We start from the raw sequence: 20,383 nt of genomic DNA, 5'->3' as shown, positions 1-20,383 counted from the left end.
ACGATCAGCGAGACCCGGCCGTGCGCCGGGTCTCGCTTTTTTGTGTCCGCCTTACGCGTTCGTCACAGTGACCCCGTAGGCTTGGGAGCGCTCCCAAAAGGTGTGGCGCTACGAATGGGCCGGTCGGCCCGGGTGAGCGTCAAGGGATCGGACAGCGAGACTTGGTTTGGCTATCCGGCTGTGAGAAATTGACCGCGAACGGGAGGCAGCCATGGCGGCAGCGCGAGTACGGAGTGGCGGGCGGCCCACGCTCGAAGAAGTAGCGGCACGGGCCGGCGTGGGGCGGGGCACGGCCTCACGCGTCATCAACGGCTCGCCACGGGTCAGTGCACAGACCAGGGAGGCCGTCGAGGCGGCCGTCGCCGAGCTGGGATACGTACCCAACCGGGCGGCCAGGGCGCTCGCCGGGAACCGGACGGACGCCATCGCCCTCGTCGTACCCGAGTCCGAGACCCGGTTCTTCGCCGAGCCGTACTTCTCCGACATCGTACGAGGGGTGGGGGCGGCCCTCGCCGACACGGAGATGCAGCTGCTGCTGACCCTGGCGGGCAGCGACCGCGAGCGCCGTCGGCTGGCCCAGTACCTGACCGCCCACCGGGTCGACGGCGTCCTGCTGGTCTCCGTCCACGCCGACGACCCGCTACCGGATCTCCTCGAACAGCTCGGCATGCCCTCCGTGATCAGCGGCCGCAGGCACGCCGCGGAGCCGCTGCCCTCGGTCGACTCCGACAACTTCGAGGGCGCACGCGCGGCGGTCGACCACTTCATATCGCGAGGCCGCAGCGCCATCGCCACCATCACCGGACGCCTCGACGTGTACGGCGCGCAGCGCCGCCTCGACGGCTACCGCAAGGCCATCGCCGCGGCCGGCCTGGACCCCGACGAACGGCTCATCGCCCCGGCCGACTTCAGCGAGGAGGGAGGCGCCCGCGCCATGCGGGAGCTGCTGGCCCGCCGCCCCGACGTGGACGCGGTCTTCGCCGCCTCCGACGTGATGGCGGCAGGTGCCCGCCAGGTCCTGCGCGAGTCAGGCCGCCGCATCCCGGACGACGTGGGCCTGATCGGCTTCGACGACTCCGCCGTGGCCCGCCACATGGACCCCCCGCTGACGAGTGTTCGCCAGCCGATCGAGGAGATGGGCCGCACGATGACCCGGGTCCTGCTCCAGGAGATCGCGAACCGGTCGGAGGAACGCACGGAGGAACGGCCGAGGATCGTGCTGCCCACGGAGCTGGTGGTGCGCGAGTCGTCCTGATCCGGCGCGGGCGACCGCTTCTCCTGTCAGGGGCGGCGCAGCTTTCACAACTTCTCGGTGAACGGGGCGGCCCTGCCGCGTCGGGGGAGAGCGCGGCAGGACCGTTGTGTCGCATGCCCGGCCGATGCGCTTCCATGCGGTACGGAGTGCTCTGTGGCGGGGCTCACGTGGGTGCGCGGGCGGCTATGGGCCAGGGCCCCCAGACACATCAGCCCGGGTCCACGGGAGATGCGACGGAGCGGCCCGTGAGCAGGCGGCACGGCAGCGCACGCTCGGCAGCCCCGCCCAGCCCGTCCGGCTCCACCCGGTGCAGCCGTGCATCGCGAGTCCGGGTCACTGCCTCCACGAGCACACCGTCCGTCCGTGAAGAGGGCTCCCGCGCCGTCGTCCACGGCCCATCCCGGGGGAAGCTGCCCGCTCGCCACGGCTGACCCGTAGGAGGGGCGGCGGCCCGGCTCGCTGTCGTAGTGCGGGCACACCGAGCCGGGCAGCAGGTCCAGGCCGTCCTGCAGGAAGGTGAGCGGGCCGAAGGAATCGGTATGCGAGCCCTGCGCCCAGCAGTTGGCACCCGCACTGATCCCGCACAGCAGCGTCCCGCGGTCGTACGCCTCCCGCAGCAGCTGGTCGACGCCGTGCGTGCGCCAGACGGCGAGCAGGTTCGCGGTGTTGCCGCCGCCCACGTACACGACATCCTGGGCGAGCAGGAACGCGCGCAGGGCGGCATCGTCGAACTCCCGACGGAACAAAGGCAGTACAGAGGACTCGCAGTCCGTGCGTGACTGGAAGGCGGCGCGAAACCTCTCCACATAGGCGGGGGCGTCCCCGCTCGCCGTGGGTAGGAAGCACACCCTGGGCCGGGGCGTACGCGCGTGGGTGAGCACCCAGTCGTCCAGCAGCCCGTCGTCGTCGGTCGAGAAGCCTCCACCGAGCAGCGCCGGACGACGCACGGGAGCGATGGCCACAGCGGCTCCTCCTTGAGGATCGGACCTGCACGAACAGGGAGTTGTCCGCGAACGATGCCGGGCCTCGCGTCCTGCCGCAATCGAATGGATCCCGTGTGACGGTTCCGACTGCTCCTGGTCAGGCGGCCCGGGTGAGGTCGGTGCGGCAGTCGCGGCAGTGGCCGGGCTCGCGTGCCCGGAAGGCGCGGTCGCAGCGGTCGCAGTTCTGGAGCGGGATGACGATGACGCTGCGGCGCGCAGGGGCAAGGTCCTGGGCTCCGGGCAGCGGAGGCGGGAGGAGGGCCGTGATCCGGTGCCGCAGAAGCCTTGCCGGGTGTTTCAGCGGGACCGGCAGGTCGGCGGTGAGGGCGTGGCGGATGGTGTCGGGGTGGGCGGCGCGTTCGAGCCAGGCGGTGACTCCGGGTGCGAGTGCGTCGATGTCGCTCTCGGAGAGGGCGAGTTGGGGTGCGTACCGGCGCAGGTCGGCGAGGAGCGCAGCGGCTGTCCGGTGCAGTTCCGGGGTGGGCGCCTGCGGCTGGGGGAGTGGCGGGGGCGGTGCCCGGCGTGCGGTGGGCGCCGGTACGAGGACAGGCGCGGGCAGCTGCGCGGGCTCCGGTGCGGCCATGGTGGGGACGGCCTGCGGTACGGGTACGGGAGCCGGGGTGCGCTGCGGCGCGGGAGTGGGGGCCGGGACGGGTGTGGCCGGTGGCGCGGGCAGCGGGGCCGGGTGGCTGGGCCTGGTCCGAGGCGCGTGCGCTGCTGCGGTGGACGCGTCGGCGCCCGGCTGGTTGTACGAGACCGTACGGGTCGCGATGCGGCCGTTGGGGAGGCGTACGCGGCTGCGGTGGAGGTAGCCGGTGGCTTCGAGTTCACGCAGGGCGGCGGCGATGCGGGTCTCGCTGTCCGGGAAGCGGCCGGCGAGGACCTTGATGCCGATCCTGGCTCCGGCGGGCAGCGACTGGATGTGCACGGCGAGCCCGATCGCGGCGAGTGAGAGGCCGCGGTGCCGGCTGAGGTGGTTGCCGATGACCGTAAAACCGGCGACGTGCCGGACGTTGATGTGGATGACACCGGATGACGGCGTGGAGCCCCCGGATGCGGGGGTCGGGGCGCACGGGGGCGCGGTAATCTGCTGGGTATCCATCGGGAAGGGGTCTACTTCCTCGGTGGTCAGGCCCTCGATCAGGATTCGCTGTCCCGGTCGGGGGCCGTCGCATGTCTGGGGTTGTCGCGGCGAGCATATGCCAGTCAACCCACCTGAAATCCAGCCGAGTTGCCATAAGTCACCCTTGTGAGTGACGGCGGCCGGGGTGGGGTCGGGTTTGGGTGGGGAGGGTGATTTCCCTGGTTCTCAAAAGCTTTTACGTCGCGCGTTACCGCGTCGCGGGCAACCGGGTCGCGCGTTTCCGCGACCCGGTGAAGGGGGCCCCGGTACGAGGCCGGTCTCAGACGTCGGCGTGGTCGGCCGGGGCGACCCACGACGGGCGGGATGCCGTCGACCAGGGCGAGGGTCTGGGTGACGTCGTTGACGTTGGCCGCGGAGGTGATGACCTTGAGCGGGGTGCCGTGACCGTCCTGGATCAGGTGGTGGTTGCGCCCACAACTCATCGTCAACGATCCACGGTCGAGTACCCGCACCATCACGAACGGCCGAATCGACACACCGGTACGCCCCGCCAAGACATCTCAACAAGATCGTGTGACGAGTTCCTGGCGCCGCGAGGTTGCCGCACATGGGACATCAAGTTCCCCTCAGAGTTCTCGCGGCGGCCTTGTACAGCAAGTGAGCCTCCTGCAAGATCAGGCTTCTGCGCGAGGGGGCCGACCAACCCATGATTCGCGCCAACCAGGGGGATTTCGTTATGCGTCCATCTGGAATCGCATCGATGCTGATTGCGCCGGGCGCGGCTATAGCCGTTTTGGGGGCCGGCAGTCCGGCTTTTGCTGCGGACCCGGTTCCCACTGAGTCGGCAGCGCCGATCGAGACGGCTCCGCCGGAGGAGCCGGACCTCGTCGAGGGCGGAGTGGGGGAGGGTCAGGCACCGCCGCCGGAGGACGCCTTCCCCACGGGGAAGCCACCGAAGGACGGCACCAATGCCCAGCCGTGCGAGCCGGGTTGGAGGTGGGAGTCCACTGCAAAGTACAAGGACTATCACAAAGGAGTGGGGGCTCAGCAGGCCAACTACAACGGCACGTCGCGTGTAGCCAGATCGGAGTTCATATCCGAGGTTACGGGCGAGGTGGGTATCGCATCGAGCGTTTCGGTCAAGGTGTCGGGTTCTGTGTTGATGGCGGAGATCGAAGGTGAGTACAACGTAGAGCTGTCTGCCAAACTCACGGCGAAGCTGGGGAACAAGATCGCGGTGGATACTCCGTCGAAGTACACCACGTACGCCGCGTACGGTGTTTACCGGTTGAAGAGCGCCGGCTACAGACAGTACCTCTACGCGAACTGCACCAGGGGAGCCAAGACGACCGCAACCGTCTACACTCCGCGTCGGGTCGGCTGGGCGATCTGGGAGAAGAAGTGATGCGAATTCGGCCGATGCATAAATCAGGCCTCCTGCTCCCGGCAGTCCTGCTCGCATCAATGCTTGGCTGTACGTCTGCTTCCTCCGACGCCAACAAATCAGCATCTTCCCCGTCTCATGAATCGGACTCCAGTCCTGCGGTCCCTTCCGCGTCAGCCAGCCCCTCGCAGCCTTCCGTGACACAACCGCCCGAACTTGACGGCGACGAAACCCTCGCTGCTCGGCAAGGCGAGACACAGGGTGGGCGCACTATCGAGTTCGGCGCGGGGGAGAAGGGGGATGCTCTCATTGTCGCGGTGAGATGCAAAGGCGAGGGCGACGTCAAGGTCATGGTGAATTCCGTCGCTGTCGAGTTCCCGCTGGAATGCCTCAAGGGTGAAGTGACGACCACGTACAATCAAGTCGGTGTACGAGGGGTAGAGAAAGCGGGCACTGTTTCCGTGCAAGCTTCTTCAACAGTGCGGTGGTCAATGACGATCGGACGTGGCCACATGGCCGAGGAAGAGAGTTCGGGATTGTCCGGCTCTACATGAGCCCGGCAGTCCTGGGGCCTTGCCGCCGTTCGGCGGCAAGGCCGTAGGACTTCTCGGTCATTACCCCAGAAACTGATTGGCGTCGAGGCTGCCGAGCAGCGATCGCGGTGAAACCCACTCGACCCGGTCACCTAGCTGGCGAGATCCTTGGGCATGGAATTCCTCTGCTACCACCGTGACCGGCCCGGCTCCCTGCCGCTGCGCAACGAGCTGCTGGAGAAGCATCGGTCATATATGGACCGGTACGCGAAGGAGATGATCGCCCGGGGCCCGACCCTCGCCGACGACGGCGACACACCCACGGGGAGCGTGCACATCGTCGCCCTGCCCGATCCCGCCGCTGCCCGCGCGTTCGCCTTCGACGAGCCGACCTACCAGGCCGGCGTATACCGGGACGTGCTGCTGCGACGGTGGCGCAACACGATGGGGCGCACCATGTGGGAATTCCCCGGCGGCCGGACCGGTGGCAACCGGTACCTGGTGCTCGGCCTCGGCGAGGGGCCGGCCGCCGACCTCGCGGTGCCGTCCGACCGGGACGAACTGATCGCCTACGGACCCCTGCTGTCCGACGACGGTGCCACCTGGCTGGGCACGGCTGCGTTGGTCCGAGCGCCGGACCCGGACACGGCCCGCGCCGTCCTGACCCCCGACCGGTACGCCGCCGTCGAGGTGCACAACTGGCAGTTCGGCGGGCGGTCGTGATGACCGAGGGCGACTCGATGTGCCGGACCGGCGCGGACCGCACGTTCAACCGGGGGCGGTGTCAGGTCGGTCGGCGGGGAGCAGGCGTGTCTCGGCGGCCGGCAGCCCCTTGGCCCACCAGTGGCCGTAGCGGTGGTAGACCCTGGGGTCGCGGTCGGCGAGGAGCGCCGTGAGCGACCGGGCCTCTGCGGCCAGTTCCTGCCAGACGTGGCTGGGAAGGGGGTGGAAGGCGGTGGCTTCGATTCCCCCGTCCACGGGACGCCAGACGCCGGCGACGTAGCCGTCGACCAGCAGGGTGGGCAGCACGTCGCCGTTCATGCGGGTCACATGCTTGCGGTACGCGGGTGGGATGACGCGGCTGCGGTCGTCGTACGCCAGCAGAATGCTGTCCCACATCGCCATCAGCCGGGGTGGGGCCGGAGTGTCCTCGGCCGGCCGTGGCGCACCGGGGATGTCGTACATCACTGTGCCGTCGGGGCCGTCCAGTTGCTCGAGCTCGGCGCCGAGCGCCTGCAACGCCGCCCTGACCCGGGCCCGCTGGACCAGCGCGAACTGCGCCATGTCCACCACGGACGCCGGCCCGAAGCCCTCCAGGTACCGGCGGATCAGGGTCTGCAGGCCCTCGGCGGCAGCGTCAGGATCAGTCAGCGTCGGCCGCGTGCCGGCCGAGACGTACGACTGCTGGGTGTCGAACGACCAGGGCCCTCCGACGGGCGCGTGCCACAGCGGCGCGTACTGCCGCAGCATCCGCCAGGGCACGGGCTCCATCGGTGCGCCCACTCGATCCTCGAGCCAGCCCCGCACCTCGGCGGAGGTCCGCGGCCGGTCGGCGTACCTCTGCAGATCCGGGACCAGGGCGCCGGCGTCGGCGGCGGTGAGCCCGGATGCCGTGAAACGGGTGCCGAGCCTGGATGCGCGCAGAGTCGGCTCCATGGCCTCGCGGAAGGCCCGGTAGTCCTCGGCGTGGACCATGTGCAAGGTGATCCGCATCAGCGTCGACTTGACCGCCTGCAGGCCGGCCACGGCAGCATCGAGGTGGGCCGGGTCGAAGTCGCTGATCCGGTTCCACAGCGCGAGGTACGGCGAGGCGGGCTGCTGCGCCTGGAGGGCGACCACCCGTCGCACGGCGTCGGAGACCTCGAGCGACTCCCGGCCGAGCAGCAACTGCCGGGCGAGAGTGGCGCGGTTGAGGGCGCGAGCAGTGATCGTCATGCCGAGAGTCTCTCGTTCCGCCGCGCCGTGCGGAACCCGGAACGAACCGGCGGTCATGCCTCGGTACGGCCGTGAGTCATCTTCTTCGGCCGACGGCGCTCGGCGGCGGTCAGCACGACGGGCACGGCAGAACAGGCAGGCATCGCAGGCGGGTGACCGAATCCTCCGGAGCGGGTACGCGGTGACGGGGCTCCCGCGCGAGTGGCGGCCGAGGGCTCAGGTGGTGGGCGGAGCCGTCGCGTGACGCGTCTGCTGGATCAGGACGGTGGTGGCGCGTTCCAGAAGTTCGCAGAGTGAGGCGTGCTCGGAGGGCGTGAACGCGTCCGTGAGCGCGCGCTCAAGAATGATCACCTCCTGGTAGGCGCGGTCATGCAGCGCCCGGCCCTCATCGGTGAGGGTGGCGATCTGCACCTTGGCGTGCACCGGGGACGTCTCGCGGCGGATGAGTTCCTTGGTGTCCATATTGGTCAGCACACTGCTCATCGTCTGCTGCGTCACCCCGCAGGAGCGGGCCAGTTGGGCGCCGGACAGGCCGCCTTCGCGCCCGAGGGCCAGGAGCACGGTGTACTGCGTCATGGTCAGCCCGTAGGCGCGCAGCACTGCCTCGTGGTGCGCCATGAGCGCCTGCTCCGACCGCCTGATCCGGGTGCAGAGGTCATCCTCGATCGGGGCTTCCACCGCGTACTCCTCTTCCATTGCCAGGTTCATGAGTTGACTCAGGGACCTTATATATCTACGGTTCTCGACTGTAAGGATACTGAGTCAACACAGGGGGCTGTAATCATGAAGGCTGTCATTCTCGACACCACTGACCACTACCGGCTCGCCGAACTCGACGAGCCCGCCCCCGGCCCCGGCCAGGTGGCGATCCGCGTCGCCCATGCCGGGATCCAGTGGGGCGACACCATGGTCCGGGACGGCCACTTCCCCGTGCCGCGCCCCTTCGTCCCCGGCTTCGAGGCGTCCGGGCACATCGTCGCGGTCGGCGAGGGCGTCGACGCAAGCCGTATCGGCGAGCCCGTCACTGCACTGACCACGGCAGGCGCCTGTGCCGAGGTGGTCCTGGCGCCCTCCGTGCTCACATTGGGCATCGGCGACCTGCCGCTGCGGACGGCTGCAGGCCTCGGGTGGGGTGCACCGACCGCCTACGACCTGATCAACACCGCCGCGCATGTGCGGCCCGGTGAGAGCGTATTGATCCACGCGGCCGCCGGCTCGGTCGGCACGCTCGCCGCCCAGTTCGCCCGACTGGCCGGGGCCGGCCGGATCGTCGGCGTGGCCGGCAACGGCGGCAGGGCCGAGTACGCCGCCCGGTTCGGCTATGACCAGGTCCTGCTGCGCGAGGACTTCCCGGCCGGGCTCGGCGACGAGAAGTTCGACGTGATCCTCGACCCGGTCGGCGGCGTGACCCGCCGAGCCGGCCTCGAGGCGCTCTCAGCGCACGGCCGACTGGTGGCATACGGCAACCTCGGCACGTACGAACCTGTCCTGGCCGACACCAACGACCTGCTCATGCAGGGCACATCGCTCGTGACCTACAACAGCAACCTGCTCAGCCGGACCCACCCCGAGCGGCTCGCCGACAGTGCCCGCCGTGCACTCGGCCTCGTCGCGGACGGCCGGGTGCGCGTGGACATCACCGCAGAGTACGACCTGGCAGACCTGGCCATCGCCGTGCAGCGCCTCGCCGAGGGCACCACCCACGGCAAGAGCATCCTCCGCGTCGCCTGACAGGACGCAGAAGGTGCGGACCGACGAGGTGCCCTGATGGCTGCTGCCCGACGGTCACTTTCGGCGGCGATCTCAGGGGGGTAGGTGGCAGGTGAGCAGGAACACTCATGTGCCGACCGCCGGGCCGGCCGGAACATGAAGAAGGGCCGGTCTGTTTTCACAGACCGGCCCTTGATCAATCAGGGTGAGTAACGGGACTTGAACCCGCGACATCCTGGACCACAACCAGGTGCTCTGCCAGCTGAGCTATACCCACCATGTCGTCCGGTCGTTTCCGACCGGCCGAGAAAAAGTGTACAGGGTCCGGGAGGGTGCTCGCGCCCGAGTTCTTCCGGACCGGATCACAGGCCCCGTAGGGCCCGTGACCAGGGGCGTTTTCCTACTGCCCGGCGGGCGGTGCGTGGCGGGCCGCGATCTCCTTGGCGTGCGCCGAGTCCGGGCCGGGCTGCGGTACGAAGACCGCGTCCCGGTAATAGCGGAGCTCCGTGATCGAATCGCGGATGTCCGCCAGTGCCCGGTGGTTGCCGTTCTTGTCCGGACTGTTGAAGTACGCCCTCGGGTACCAGCGGCGTGCCAGTTCCTTGACCGAGGACACATCGACGATCCGGTAGTGGAGGTACCCCTCCAGTGACGGCATGTCCCGCGACAGGAAGCCGCGGTCGGTGCCGACCGAATTCCCGCACAGCGGGGCCTTGCCGGGCTCCTTCACATGTTCGCGTACGTAGGCGAGGACCCGCTCCTCGGCGTCGGCCAGGGTCGTGCCCCCGGCCAGCTCGTCGAGGAGGCCCGAGGCGGTGTGCATCTGCCGCACCACCTCGGGCATGGTCTCCAGGGCCGCGTCCGGCGGGCGGATCACGATGTCCACCCCTTCGCCGAGCACGTTCAGTTCCGAGTCGGTGACCAGTGCGGCCACCTCGATGAGTGCGTCGTCCGTCAGCGAGAGCCCGGTCATCTCGCAGTCGATCCACACCATGCGATCGTTCATGGCCCCACCCTACGGGGCGCTCCGCTGCCCCGGCAGTGCCGGGCGTCCCGGAACGTACGACTCAGGGCCTGGTTTCAGCTGCTCCGCAGGACCGGCGGAGGTCGCAGCCGCGGTGATGGGAGACAGGCCGGGGGAGGCCGCCGCAGCGGTCCGCCGGCCCGGTGCCGAGCCCTGGGCGGGCACGGACGACTCCAGCACCGTGGCGACGCTCTCCAGCGCCCCGCCCTGCGGACGACGGGCCCGGTAGGCGGCCCGGTACGCGGCGGGGGAGGAGCCCAGCTGGCGGCGGAAGTGCCCGCGCAGCGCAACCGGCGAGCGGAAGCCGCAGCGGCCCGCAACCTCGTCGACCGAGTAGTCGGAGGTCTCGAGCAGCCGCTGCGCCTGCAGCACGCGCTGGGTGATGAGCCACTGGAGCGGTGCGCTGCCCGTGAGCGAACGGAACCTTCGGTCGAAGGTCCGCCTGCTCATATAGGCGCGCGCGGCCAGCGTCTCCACGTCGAACTGCTCGTGGAGATGCTCCAGTGCCCAGGCCACGACCTCGGCGAGCGGGTCGGAGCCGATCTCTTCCGGTAAAGACCTGTCGAGATAGCGCTCCTGGCCGCCACTGCGCCGCGGCGGTACGACCAGCCGGCGGGCGAGTGCCCCGGCTGCTTCTGTGCCATGGTCGGTACGGACTATGTGAAGGCATAGATCGATTCCGGCCGCCGTTCCGGCGGAGGTGAGCACATCGCCGTCGTCGACGAACAGCTCGCGCGGATCGACGTGCACCGACGGATAACGCTTGGCCAGCGTCGGTGCGTACATCCAGTGTGTGGTGGCCGGACGGCCGTCCAGCAGGCCGGCTGCCGCGAGCACGAAGGCCCCCGTGCACAGTCCGACGATGCGTGCGCCCTCCTCATGTGCGCGGCGCAGCGCATCCAGTGCCTCGGCCGGCGGCGGCGATGTGATGGACCGCCAGGCGGGCACCACGACGGTGCCGGCCCTGCTGATCGCCTCCAGGCCGTACGGCGCACTGAGTTCGAGTCCGCCCGTGGTGCGCAGCGGCCCCTCTTCGCCCCCGCAGACCAGCAGGCGGTAGCGCGGAACGCCCGCGTCCTGCCGGTCGATTCCGAAGACGGAGAGCGGGATCGAGCTCTCGAAGATAGGGCCACCACTGAACAGCAGTACGGCTACAACTTCCCGGCGTCGCCGCCCGGTCAGCTTCCGTGCGGCCTCCGTTGCGGTGGCGGAGTCCTCGCTCATGACGCTAAGCCCCCCTCGGTGTTCGCGTCTCCCTGGTCCCTACGGGCCTGTCGCTCCTGCACGTTTCCCCTCGGTCTCGCACGCGTCCCCAGTCTTCGACACTCATGATCGAATCTACTGCGTTCCGTGGTGCCGACGTGACACGTTCCCCCACCGGCACTATGTCGACAAGACAACTTGGCCCGAAGCATTCGATCACGAAGCGTTTCACTCACGAGCCCCACAGGGAAGTGCGCATTGCGATCATGGCCCGTCCCCGTCGGGTCAAAGCGTACCGCGCGGTCTATTCCTGCCTGGCGACACGTGGGTTGGTCGGCCAAAACGCCAAGCACGTAAGGGATATGTGAAGTTGGCTGAAAAGTAGCGGTTGCGTGCGCGTATTCCAGTCATGCGACCGGCGCACCACTCCGTGCACCGGCAGCCTCCGTGCGCCCCTGTGGCCCCCGTGGACCGTAATGCCCCCGGACGGAGACGAAGCGGAGCCGTCCGATGGCGTGGCGTGACGGCCCGGCCGGCGGGGCGTGCGTCGCATCCAGCCGTCCGCGGCGGTCGGCTCTTGCGGCCGGAAGGAAATGGGGGGCGGGGACCCTCCGTGCGGCGCTAGCTGGGTGTACGACACAACCGGCATTGCCATACGGGGCCGGCTCGGGCATGCTCCCTCCATCGCCGCATGCGCTTTGCGAGGTTCTGGGCAGTGGAGGAGTGGCGCCGTACCCTTGGGGGTAGGGGGTTGGGAAGATGATTCCCGGACACAGCTTCATCCCTAAACGAATCTCCGAACCGCTCTCTCCTCACGAGGACTCTCTTCGCCGAGACATCGATGGCCGGTCACGAAATCCCTGAACCCGCAGACCGCAAGCAGGTAGCCGACTCACGGTCGGACCCGCAGACGGTCGCAGAGTCGCGCCCTTCCTGCGATCCCGCCTTCCGGCATGGGGTCGTGGTCGGTTTCGACGGCTCCACGTCCAGCGAGCGAGCCCTCGCGTACGCCATCGGCATGGCGAACAGGCTGGGCTCCGGGCTGATCATCGTCCATGTCGCCAACCGGCTGCCGACCACCGTCTGGGCAGGCTGCGAGCCGCCCGTCTTCGTCGATGTGCCCGATCACCGCACCGAGGTCCTCGGGCTCGAGCTGGCCTGTGCGGACTACCTCGCCGAGGTGCCATGGGTGCTCGTGGAGCGCGGTGGGGACATCTGTCACGAGCTGGAGGAGGTCGGCCGGGAGTACTCGGCCGACGCGATCGTCGTCGGCTCCACGCACGGCATCGTGGGACGGATCTTCGGCTCGGTGGCCGGCCGTCTCGCGCGGCGCGCCCAGCGCCCGGTCATCGTCATCCCCTGAGGCTCGGTCCTGCCTCCCCGGGCGCCGTCCTCGGGCGGCTCGCCCCGGGGCGCTCCTGCGGCGACACTCTTCGAGTCGGCGTCAATTGCCCTGTGTGTGCGGCGGATCCACCCGTGCGCGGAGGTGGATTGTGCGCTTGTGAAGGGTATCTGTACTGCATCAGGAAGCAGCAGCACAGAAGTTGAAGGGAGCCCGCCGTGGACAACGACGTCTCTGCGGGAAGTGCCAGTATCAGCACCCTCGGCCATCTCGCCCTGGGACTCACTCTGTTGGCGTTCGGTATAGGTCATACCGGGGCCATCGACGGTGTCACCGCGGGCGATGCCGTGACACTCGCGCTCTATGTCGGCGGCATCGCGCTGTTCGTCGCGGGACTCCTGGAGTTCCGCGCGGGCAACGCCTTCGCCGGTACGGCTTTCGCCGGTCTCGGCGCCTTCTGGTTCACGTGGGGCGCCGGCGCAGGTGCGTCGGTCTCGGACCATGCCGCAGGGCTCTTCCTGCTGCTCTGGGCCCTCTTCGCGCTCAGTCTCACCCTGGGGGCTGCCGGCGAGGGCCTGCTCGCCCGGGGGACGTACGGGCTGCTCTTCCTGGGGCTGCTGCTCCTGGGCGTCGGGCAGTTCGCGGGAAGTGACGGCCTCGGCGAGGTCGGCGGCTGGGCAGCAGCGGTGGCCGGGCTCGCCGCGTGGTACGGGGCGACGGCGGCGCTGGCCAAGTGGCCGACCGCGCTTCCCAAGCGCGCTGCCGGCCGGGGTGTGACGGCCATCGGCTAGCAGCCGGGCGGGCGGGGCGCCTCGGGCGGCGCCCGCCCAACGGGAGAGAGCGGCCCCCGCACCCTTGGTGGCATGGTGCGGGGGCCGCTCTGTGCGTACGGGCTGCTCCACGTACGGGCTGTTCCCCGTCTCTCGACGGGGGCCTGCCCGACGGGTTCCTACTCGACGGTGACGGACTTCGCCAGGTTGCGCGGCTTGTCGATGTCGCGGCCCATGGCCAGCGCCGTGTGGTACGCGAACAGCTGCAGCGGGATGCCCATCAGGATCGGGTCCAGCTCGTTCTCGTTCTTCGGGACGAGGATCGTGTGGTCGGCCTTCTCCTGCTCGCGGTGGGCCACGGCGAGGATGCGGCCGCTGCGGGCCTTGATCTCCTCCAGCGCGGCGCGGTTCTTCTCCAGCAGGTCGTCGTCCGGGACGATCGCGACCGTGGGGAGCGCCGGCTCGATGAGCGCGAGGGGGCCGTGCTTCAGCTCCGAGGCGGGGTAGGCCTCGGCGTGGATGTACGAGATCTCCTTGAGCTTCAGGGAGGCCTCCAGCGCAACGGGGTAGCCCCGCACACGGCCGATGAACATCATCGACTGCGCGCCCGCGTACTCCTCGGCCAGCTTCTTGATCTCTTCCTCGGACTCGAGGATCTGACCGATCTGCTCGGGCAGCTTGCGCAGGCCCTCGATGATCCGCTTGCCGTCGGAGACCGACAGGTCACGGATGCGGCCCAGGTGCAGGGCGAGCAGCGCGAAGGCGACGACGGTGTTGGTGAAGCACTTGGTGGAGACGACGCAGACCTCGGGGCCCGCGTGGACGTACATGCCGCCGTCGGCCTCGCGGGCGATCGCCGAGCCGACGACGTTCACCACACCGAGGACGCGGGCGCCCTTGCGCTTGAGCTCCTGGACCGCGGCGAGCACGTCGTAGGTCTCACCGGACTGCGAGACGGCGACGTACAGCGTGTCGGGGTCCACGACCGGGTTGCGGTAGCGGAACTCGGACGCGGGCTCGGCGTCCGCGGGGATGCGGGCCAGCTCCTCGATGAGGCCGGCGCCGATCATGCCCGCGTGGTACGACGTGCCGCAGCCCAGGATCTTGATCCGGCGGACCCCGCGGGCCTCACGCGCGTCCAGGTTCAGGCCGCCCAGGTGAACGGTGGAGAAGCGGTCGTCGATCCGGCCGCGCAGTACGCGGTCCACGGCTTCGGCCTGCTCGGAGATCTCCTTGTGCATGTACGTGTCGTGGCCGCCCATGTCGTACGACTCGGCCTCCCACTCCACGGTGGTCGGCGTCGCCGTCGTGGTCGAGCCCTCCGTCGTGTACGTACGGAAGTCGTCGGCCTTGAGGGTGGCCATCTCGCCGTCGTCCAGGGTGACGATCTGACGGGTGTGGGCGACGAGCGCGGCGACGTCCGAAGCGACGAACATCTCCTTCTCGCCGATGCCGAGCACGACGGGGGAGCCGTTGCGGGCGACGACGATGCGGTCGTTGAAGTCGGCGTGCAGGACGGCGATGCCGTACGTGCCCTCGACGGACTTCAGCGCCTCACGGACCTTCTCCTCCAGGGTGGAGGCCTGTGCCCGGGCGATCAGGTGGACCAGCACCTCGGTGTCGGTCTCGGAGAGGAAGACGACACCGTCGGCGACGAGCTTCGCGCGGATCTCGGAGGCGTTGTCGATGATGCCGTTGTGGACGACGGCGACCTTGTTCTCCGCGTCCAGGTGCGGGTGCGCGTTCTCGTCGCTCGGGGCGCCGTGGGTGGCCCAGCGGGTGTGGGCGATACCGGTGGTGCCGGCGAACCGCTTGGGCACGCGGGCCTCCAGCTCGCGGACCCGGCCCTTGGCCTTGACCATCTTCAGGGCGCCGGGCTTGCCCGCGGCCGCCTTGCCCGTGATGACGATGCCCGCGGAGTCGTACCCCCGGTACTCCAGCCGCTGCAGGCCCTCCAGCAGCAGTGGAGCCACGTCACGCTTTCCGATATAACCGACGATCCCGCACATAGAGTCTCTGCCCCTCCATCGACGTACAAAAGTGTGTGCCCGGCCCTGCTCGTCCGGATCAGCCGTAGACGATGCGGCGCAGCTGGCGGAGCGAGAGCTCCTGCGGCGCCACTGCCCGGTGCGGCAGCTCGGCCGCGATCCGCTCGAAGATGTCCGTGTTCACCAGGCCGCCCGACTGCAGCTCGCGGTGGCGGCGGCGGACGAAGTCCTCGGTCGTCTCGTCGAAGTACGCCAGGACATCGAGGATCACCCTGGCGGCTTCGCCGCGCTGGAGCGCGGTGGAGCGTACGAGGTGGTCAATGAGGTCGTCATGCGACGGGCGGCGTTCGAGCACCCGTCGATATTGCTTTGCGCGGCCGTATTGCGCAAGAAATCTGCCCGATATCGGGCAAGGTCACACAGGAATACGTCGGTGTCCGGGTCAGAGGTGCTTCAGAACCGCTTGTTTTGCGGTGCTGAACTCGTCATCCGTGAGGATCCCGGCCTGATGCAGCTCGCCGAGATCGCGCAGCCTCCGCAGCAGTGCGTCGTGATCGTCGGCGGGCGGAACGGCAGGCTTTGCGAGGTCCGCCACGGGCAGCTCCGGCACCGTCTTCGGGCCGGGGAGCCGCGTCAGGACGGCCGCCGCGACCAGGACGGCGGAGTACTCCTTCTTGGACAGCCCCCACAGGTCCAGCGAGTACGGGTCGAACTTGGGCGGTGCCGAGGAGCTGCCGGGACCCCTCTCGAAGCGCAGGCAGCCGTTCTCCAGGCCGATCGCGGGCAGCCAGTGCACGCCCGTCACCTCCGACACCGGGAAGGTGACCGAGCCGCCCGAGGACTTCGACTCGGCGGCCTTCCAGTTCCAGGTGAGCCGTACGGTCTCCCCGTCGAACGATGCCGTGCCGTCCCCGCCGCCACCGGAGACCGGCACCGAGGGGCCCGGCAGCAGGAAGCCCTCCGCGGGTGTGCCGGGCACCTGCTCGATGACCAGGGCGTTGCGCACCTCGTCGACGAAGTACTCCGCGACGCCCGTGCGGTCCTTCTCCACGGCGAGCTGGTAGGGGTCGGAGGCGTCCTTGAGCCGGCCGTCCGCGGCCCGCAGTACCGGGCACGCGCCGGTGCGCAGCCGCAGTCGCAGCCGGCCGCCCTTCCGGTCGGGCTCGAACGAGACCCCCGCCAACGCCTGTACGGGGATGGCGAGTTCGCCCAGGTCCTGCCGGACCGGATGCACCTTGCTGCCCGGCACGATGCGCACCGTGTCCCCGTCGAACGTCCAGGTGCCGTCGCGCTGGATGATTTCCGCCATCTGCCGATTCTGCCAGTAGCCCCGACGAGAAGTGGTCTAGTCCTTGACCGCCCGGTGTGACGCGCGATACGGATGGTGACCGTTCGGTTGCTCAGGAGATCCACAGGTGTGAACCCGTCGAAAGGGACTGGCTTGTGAGACAACACGGAACGATTCCCCGCTTGTTCGGCTCGCTGCTGCTCGTCGTGGCGGCCGGCATATCCAGCGTCGCCGCGGCCCCCGTCGGCAGCGGCCCGGCGCCCGTCGAGTCGCCCCGGCCGCTCGGCGAGATCGTGCCCGCCCCCGCGTCGCTGAAGCCGGGCGGACCCGCGTACGCCGTCACGGGAGGCACGCGCATACGGGTCGACGGCGACTCCCGCGAAGCCCGGCGGATCGGTGAGTACCTGGCGGACGTACTGCGGCCCTCCACCGGGTACGCGCTGCCGGTCACCGAACGGGACGGGCACGACGGCATACGGCTCGAACTCGCCTCCCGGGACAGCGGTCTGGGCGCCGAGGGCTACCGCCTGAAGTCCACCCGCGGCTCCGTGACCATCACCGCACGCGCCCCCGCAGGGCTCTTCCACGGCGTCCAGACGCTCCGGCAGCTGCTCCCGGCCTCCGTGGAGAAGGACAGCAGGCAGAAGGGGCCCTGGGAGATCGCGGGCGGCACGCTCACGGACACCCCGCGCTATGCGTACCGGAGCGCGATGCTCGATGTCTCACGGCACTTCTTCTCGGTCGCCGAGGTGAAGCGGTACATCGACCAGCTCGCCCTCTACAAGATCAACAAGCTGCATCTGCACCTCTCCGACGACCAGGGCTGGCGCATCGCCATCGACTCCTGGCCCCGGCTCGCCGAGTACGGCGGTTCCACCGAGGTCGGGGGCGGCCCCGGCGGTCACTACACGAAGAGCGACTACAAGGAGATCCTCCGGTACGCGGCCTCCCGCTATCTGGAGGTCGTCCCCGAGATCGACATGCCCGGCCACACGAACGCGGCACTCGCCTCCTACGCCGAGCTGAACTGCGACGGCGTCGCTCCGCCGCTCTACACGGGCACCTCGGTCGGCTTCAGCTCGCTGTGTGCGCCCAAGGCGGTGACGTACGACTTCGTGGACGACGTGATCCGCGAGCTGGCCGCGCTCACGCCCGGCCGGTATCTCCACATCGGCGGCGACGAGGCGCACTCCACGAGCCATGAGGACTATGTGGCGTTCATGGAGAAGGCGCAGGCCGTCGTCGGCACGTACGGCAAGACCGTCGTCGGCTGGCACCAGCTGACCGGAGCGGACCCGGTGAACGGCGCGATCGCGCAGTACTGGGGCTACGACCAGACGGGCGCGGCGGAACGGAAGCAGGTGGCGGATGCCGCGAAGAACGGCACGAAGCTGGTGCTGTCCCCGGCGGACCGGACGTACCTGGACATGAAGTACACCAAGGAGACGAAGCTCGGTCTGGCCTGGGCGGGCTACGTCGAGGTCCAGCGGTCCTACGACTGGAACCCGGCGACGTATCTGGAGGGCGTCCCCGAGGAGGCCGTGCTCGGGGTGGAGGCACCGATCTGGTCCGAGACCCTGACCAACAGCGCGGACATCGAGCAGATGGCGTTCCCGCGGCTCCCGGGGGTCGCGGAACTGGGATGGTCGCCCGCCGCCACGCACGACTGGGACACCTACAAGGTGCGCCTCGCGGCGCAGGGGCCGCGGCTGTCGGCGCTGGGGATCGACTTCTACCGGTCGCCGCAGGTCCCTTGGCGCACGGAGTGAGGTAACCGGCTACCGCCCCTTGTCCTCGGCCGCCGGGCGATCCGCCTGCCCGGCGGCCGAGGACGCGGGGGCCGGGCATCCGGAAACGGCCCGGGGGAAGTGGAAACCGACCGGGACTACGCGTCCTGGGAAGCCGCTTCGGCCCTCAGCTGCTCCTCGCTGAGCCCGCGCCGCCAGTAACCGACGAACGTCACCCGCTTGCGGTCGAACTGCCGTTCCTGCACGAGATGGCGGCGCAGTGCCCGGACCCCGGACGACTCGCCCGCGATCCAGACGTACGGGGTGCCCTCGGGCAGCTCGGCGGAGCGAACGGCCTCCACGGCCGAGGGTGCGCCCTCGTCCCGCACGAGCCAGCTGATGCGGGCATCGGCCGCCGTGCGGAGCGCCTGGCGGTCCTGGGCGTGCGGGATCTCCAGCCAGACCCGGGCCTTCGTCCCGGCCGGCAGCCACTCCAGGACGGCCGACGCGGCGGGCAGTGCCGTCTCGTCGGCCCAGATCAGCACCCAGCCGGTGTCCTGCGGCGGCCGGAAGCGGACCGCGGTGTTGTCCTCGACGGCCGGACCGAGTGCCTTGAGCAGCTGCCCCGGTGCGGCTGCGGCCGCCCAGCGGCAGGCAGGCCCGCCGTCCTCGTGCAGTGCGAAGTCGATGTCGACCTCGGTGGAACCGTCGTCGGTGCGGCGCTGTGCCCGCACCGTGTACGAGCGCATGACCGCCCGTACGTCCTCGGGGAGGGCCCGCCACGCGGTGAACCAGTCGCCGTTCCCGTCGACGGGGACCAGGGGCTCGCTCCGGCCCGGGTGCGGCAGGAACAGCGAGAGGCTCTGGTCCCGGCCTCCGGCGGCGAAGCCGTCGAGCCCCGGGCCGCCGAAGGTGATCCGGCACATGGAGGGGCTCAGCCGGCGGGCCCGAAGGACCGTCAGGCCGAAGAACCGGAAGGGGTCGACGGCGGGTGCGGCGGCAGTCGTCATACGAGAGCTCCTCCCAGGAACCGGGAACGACAACGGCAGCGGCCCGGCCCGGAGTCGCTCCGGGCCGGGCCGGAGTCGCTCCGGGCCGGGCCGGGGATCAGCTGACCTTCTTGGCGCTCTCGATGGCCTTGGCCAGGTCCTCCAGGATCGGTGCGCACTTGTCGTACGAGTAGATGGGCTCCGTCGTACGCGGGACGACCTGGCCGGCCTTGACGGCGGGCAGCTGCGCCCAGGTCGGCTTGGAGGTCAGGGCGCCGGGCTGCAGGGCCGAGGACCGGTTGTCCATCATGATGATGTCGGCCTCGTACTTGTCGACGTTCTCCCAGCTCAGCTCCTCGAAGAAGCCGGCCGCGTTGACCTTCGGCTCGACGAACTGCACGCCGAGCTCCTGGAAGTACAGGGTGTCCGCGGACGTCTTGGCGAGCGAGACGTAGAAGAGGTCCTGACTGGCCGAGCCGACCATGACCTTGATGTTCGGCTGTGATTTGGCGGCGGCGCGCAGCCGGGCGGCGGCCTTCTCGAAGCGGGCCTTGGCGTCGGTGACCTTCGTGGCCTTGACGTCGGCGCCGAGGGAGGCCGCGAGGTCCTCGTGGCGCTGGATCGCCTTCGGAACTGTGGTCCGGGCGGCCCACAGGGCCACGCTCGGGGCCAGCTTGAGGATCGTGTCCTTGGACTCGTCCGGCACGTACCAGAGGGCGTCCTTCTCCCACATGGCGGTGACGAGCAGCTCCGGCGCGAGACCGGTGTACTTCTCGACGTTGAACTCGCCCCAGACGTTGCCGAGCACCTCGACCTTGCTGATGTCGAGGTCGCCGGCCTGTACGTCGGCCTTGCCGTCAGCGGTCTTCGTCGGGCCGAAAACGCCCTTGACCTCGATGCCGTAGTCGTGAAGGGCCGCGGCGACACCGACGAAGGCCACGATGTTCTTCGGGGTCGCATCGGCCTTCGCGGTCAGACCGCGGTCGTCCTTGAAGGTCCACGGACCGGACTTGGCGGACTCCGAGCCCGAGCCGGACTCCTTGGAGTCGCTGTCGCCGCACGCGGCAAGCACGGCGCCGAGGCCGACGGCTCCGCCGGCTGCCAGCAGGCCGCGACGGGAAAGGGAGGTGGGCCGGACGTTGGGCATGGGCTGTCTGCTTTCGTGCGG

19 protein-coding genes and 1 tRNA gene are annotated in these 20,383 nt (G+C 69.6%); 8 read left to right on the top strand and 12 right to left on the bottom strand.

Annotated features, from left to right (window positions below):
* The first annotated feature begins 211 nt into the window (after positions 1-211).
* Complete coding sequence (locus ACFWBQ_RS06015) at positions 212-1,255, top strand: LacI family DNA-binding transcriptional regulator (protein ID WP_385484518.1); 1,044 nt, start codon at positions 212-214, stop codon at positions 1,253-1,255.
* Positions 1,256-1,299: 44 nt separating this feature from the next.
* Here ACFWBQ_RS06015 and ACFWBQ_RS06010 read toward each other — a convergent pair whose 3' ends face one another.
* Positions 1,300-2,217, bottom strand: a complete 918-nt coding sequence (locus ACFWBQ_RS06010) for a Type 1 glutamine amidotransferase-like domain-containing protein (RefSeq protein WP_385484515.1) — start codon at positions 2,215-2,217, stop codon at positions 1,300-1,302.
* A 118-nt stretch (positions 2,218-2,335) separates the two neighbouring features.
* Positions 2,336-3,340 (bottom strand): helix-turn-helix domain-containing protein, encoded by a 1,005-nt coding sequence (locus tag ACFWBQ_RS06005; protein ID WP_385484511.1) that lies wholly within the window; start codon positions 3,338-3,340, stop codon positions 2,336-2,338.
* 742 nt (positions 3,341-4,082) lie between these two features.
* On the opposite strand from ACFWBQ_RS06005, the gene ACFWBQ_RS06000 reads away from it, so the two are divergent.
* The 3 genes from ACFWBQ_RS06000 (at position 4,083) to ACFWBQ_RS05990 (ending at position 5,962) form a co-directional block, all read left to right on the top strand.
* Entirely contained in the window at positions 4,083-4,727 is a 645-nt protein-coding gene (locus ACFWBQ_RS06000) for a hypothetical protein (protein WP_385484508.1), read from the top strand.
* Between the two features lie 176 nt (positions 4,728-4,903).
* Complete coding sequence (locus ACFWBQ_RS05995) at positions 4,904-5,260, top strand: hypothetical protein (protein WP_385484505.1); 357 nt, start codon at positions 4,904-4,906, stop codon at positions 5,258-5,260.
* Positions 5,261-5,413: 153 nt separating this feature from the next.
* Positions 5,414-5,962, top strand: a complete 549-nt coding sequence (locus tag ACFWBQ_RS05990) for a YciI family protein (RefSeq protein WP_385484503.1) — start codon at positions 5,414-5,416, stop codon at positions 5,960-5,962.
* Positions 5,963-6,007: 45 nt separating this feature from the next.
* Here the strand turns inward: ACFWBQ_RS05990 and ACFWBQ_RS05985 are convergent, their stop codons facing one another.
* Positions 6,008-7,174: a winged helix DNA-binding domain-containing protein gene (locus tag ACFWBQ_RS05985; RefSeq protein WP_385484500.1), complete on the bottom strand. Its 1,167-nt coding sequence runs from the start codon at positions 7,172-7,174 to the stop codon at positions 6,008-6,010.
* A gap of 216 nt (positions 7,175-7,390) precedes the next feature.
* Positions 7,391-7,882, bottom strand: a complete 492-nt coding sequence (locus ACFWBQ_RS05980; RefSeq protein ID WP_385484497.1) for a MarR family winged helix-turn-helix transcriptional regulator — start codon at positions 7,880-7,882, stop codon at positions 7,391-7,393.
* A 75-nt stretch (positions 7,883-7,957) separates the two neighbouring features.
* Between ACFWBQ_RS05980 and ACFWBQ_RS05975 the strand changes: the two genes are divergently transcribed.
* A complete protein-coding gene (locus tag ACFWBQ_RS05975; protein WP_385484494.1) occupies positions 7,958-8,905 on the top strand; it encodes a zinc-binding alcohol dehydrogenase family protein in 948 nt (315 codons plus the stop codon).
* A gap of 183 nt (positions 8,906-9,088) precedes the next feature.
* Here the strand turns inward: ACFWBQ_RS05975 and ACFWBQ_RS05970 are convergent.
* From ACFWBQ_RS05970 to ACFWBQ_RS05960, 3 genes are all read right to left on the bottom strand, one after another.
* Positions 9,089-9,161, bottom strand: a tRNA-His gene (locus ACFWBQ_RS05970).
* 123 nt (positions 9,162-9,284) lie between these two features.
* On the bottom strand, positions 9,285-9,890 hold the full coding sequence (gene orn, locus ACFWBQ_RS05965; protein ID WP_329210829.1) for an oligoribonuclease: 606 nt from the start codon (positions 9,888-9,890) through the stop codon (positions 9,285-9,287).
* Positions 9,891-9,899: 9 nt separating this feature from the next.
* Positions 9,900-11,132 (bottom strand): helix-turn-helix domain-containing protein, encoded by a 1,233-nt coding sequence (locus ACFWBQ_RS05960; RefSeq protein WP_385484491.1) that lies wholly within the window; start codon positions 11,130-11,132, stop codon positions 9,900-9,902.
* Positions 11,133-11,952: 820 nt separating this feature from the next.
* Here ACFWBQ_RS05960 and ACFWBQ_RS05955 point away from each other — a divergent pair.
* Entirely contained in the window at positions 11,953-12,474 is a 522-nt protein-coding gene (locus ACFWBQ_RS05955) for a universal stress protein (protein WP_385484488.1), read from the top strand.
* Positions 12,475-12,671: 197 nt separating this feature from the next.
* A complete protein-coding gene (locus ACFWBQ_RS05950) occupies positions 12,672-13,244 on the top strand; it encodes an acetate uptake transporter (protein ID WP_385484485.1) in 573 nt (190 codons plus the stop codon).
* 158 nt (positions 13,245-13,402) lie between these two features.
* Here the strand turns inward: ACFWBQ_RS05950 and glmS are convergent, their stop codons facing one another.
* The 3 genes from glmS to ACFWBQ_RS05935 all read right to left on the bottom strand — a co-directional run bounded on the left by glmS (position 13,403) and on the right by ACFWBQ_RS05935 (position 16,520).
* A complete protein-coding gene (gene glmS / locus ACFWBQ_RS05945; RefSeq protein ID WP_385484482.1) occupies positions 13,403-15,232 on the bottom strand; it encodes a glutamine--fructose-6-phosphate transaminase (isomerizing) in 1,830 nt (609 codons plus the stop codon).
* A gap of 58 nt (positions 15,233-15,290) precedes the next feature.
* Entirely contained in the window at positions 15,291-15,566 is a 276-nt protein-coding gene (locus ACFWBQ_RS05940) for a hypothetical protein (RefSeq protein WP_385484479.1), read from the bottom strand.
* An 87-nt stretch (positions 15,567-15,653) separates the two neighbouring features.
* Positions 15,654-16,520, bottom strand: coding sequence for a DUF4429 domain-containing protein (locus ACFWBQ_RS05935; protein WP_385484477.1), 867 nt, complete (start codon positions 16,518-16,520; stop codon positions 15,654-15,656).
* Between the two features lie 161 nt (positions 16,521-16,681).
* On the opposite strand from ACFWBQ_RS05935, the gene ACFWBQ_RS05930 reads away from it, so the two are divergent.
* The gene (locus ACFWBQ_RS05930) at positions 16,682-18,268 is read left to right on the top strand and encodes a beta-N-acetylhexosaminidase (protein WP_385484474.1); all 1,587 of its coding nucleotides are present in this window, start codon (positions 16,682-16,684) and stop codon (positions 18,266-18,268) included.
* Between the two features lie 116 nt (positions 18,269-18,384).
* Here ACFWBQ_RS05930 and ACFWBQ_RS05925 read toward each other — a convergent pair whose 3' ends face one another.
* Together ACFWBQ_RS05925 and ACFWBQ_RS05920 are read right to left on the bottom strand one after the other, a co-directional pair.
* Positions 18,385-19,236, bottom strand: coding sequence for a siderophore-interacting protein (locus tag ACFWBQ_RS05925; RefSeq protein WP_385484471.1), 852 nt, complete (start codon positions 19,234-19,236; stop codon positions 18,385-18,387).
* A gap of 97 nt (positions 19,237-19,333) precedes the next feature.
* A complete protein-coding gene (locus ACFWBQ_RS05920) occupies positions 19,334-20,362 on the bottom strand; it encodes an ABC transporter substrate-binding protein (protein ID WP_385484468.1) in 1,029 nt (342 codons plus the stop codon).
* Positions 20,363-20,383: the final 21 nt, after the last annotated feature.

Source organism: Streptomyces sp. NPDC060035, from assembly GCF_042736635.1.
Classification (GTDB): domain Bacteria; phylum Actinomycetota; class Actinomycetes; order Streptomycetales; family Streptomycetaceae; genus Streptomyces.
Note: the sequence above shows the minus strand (reverse complement) of the source record. Positions and strands in the feature narration are given on the sequence as shown.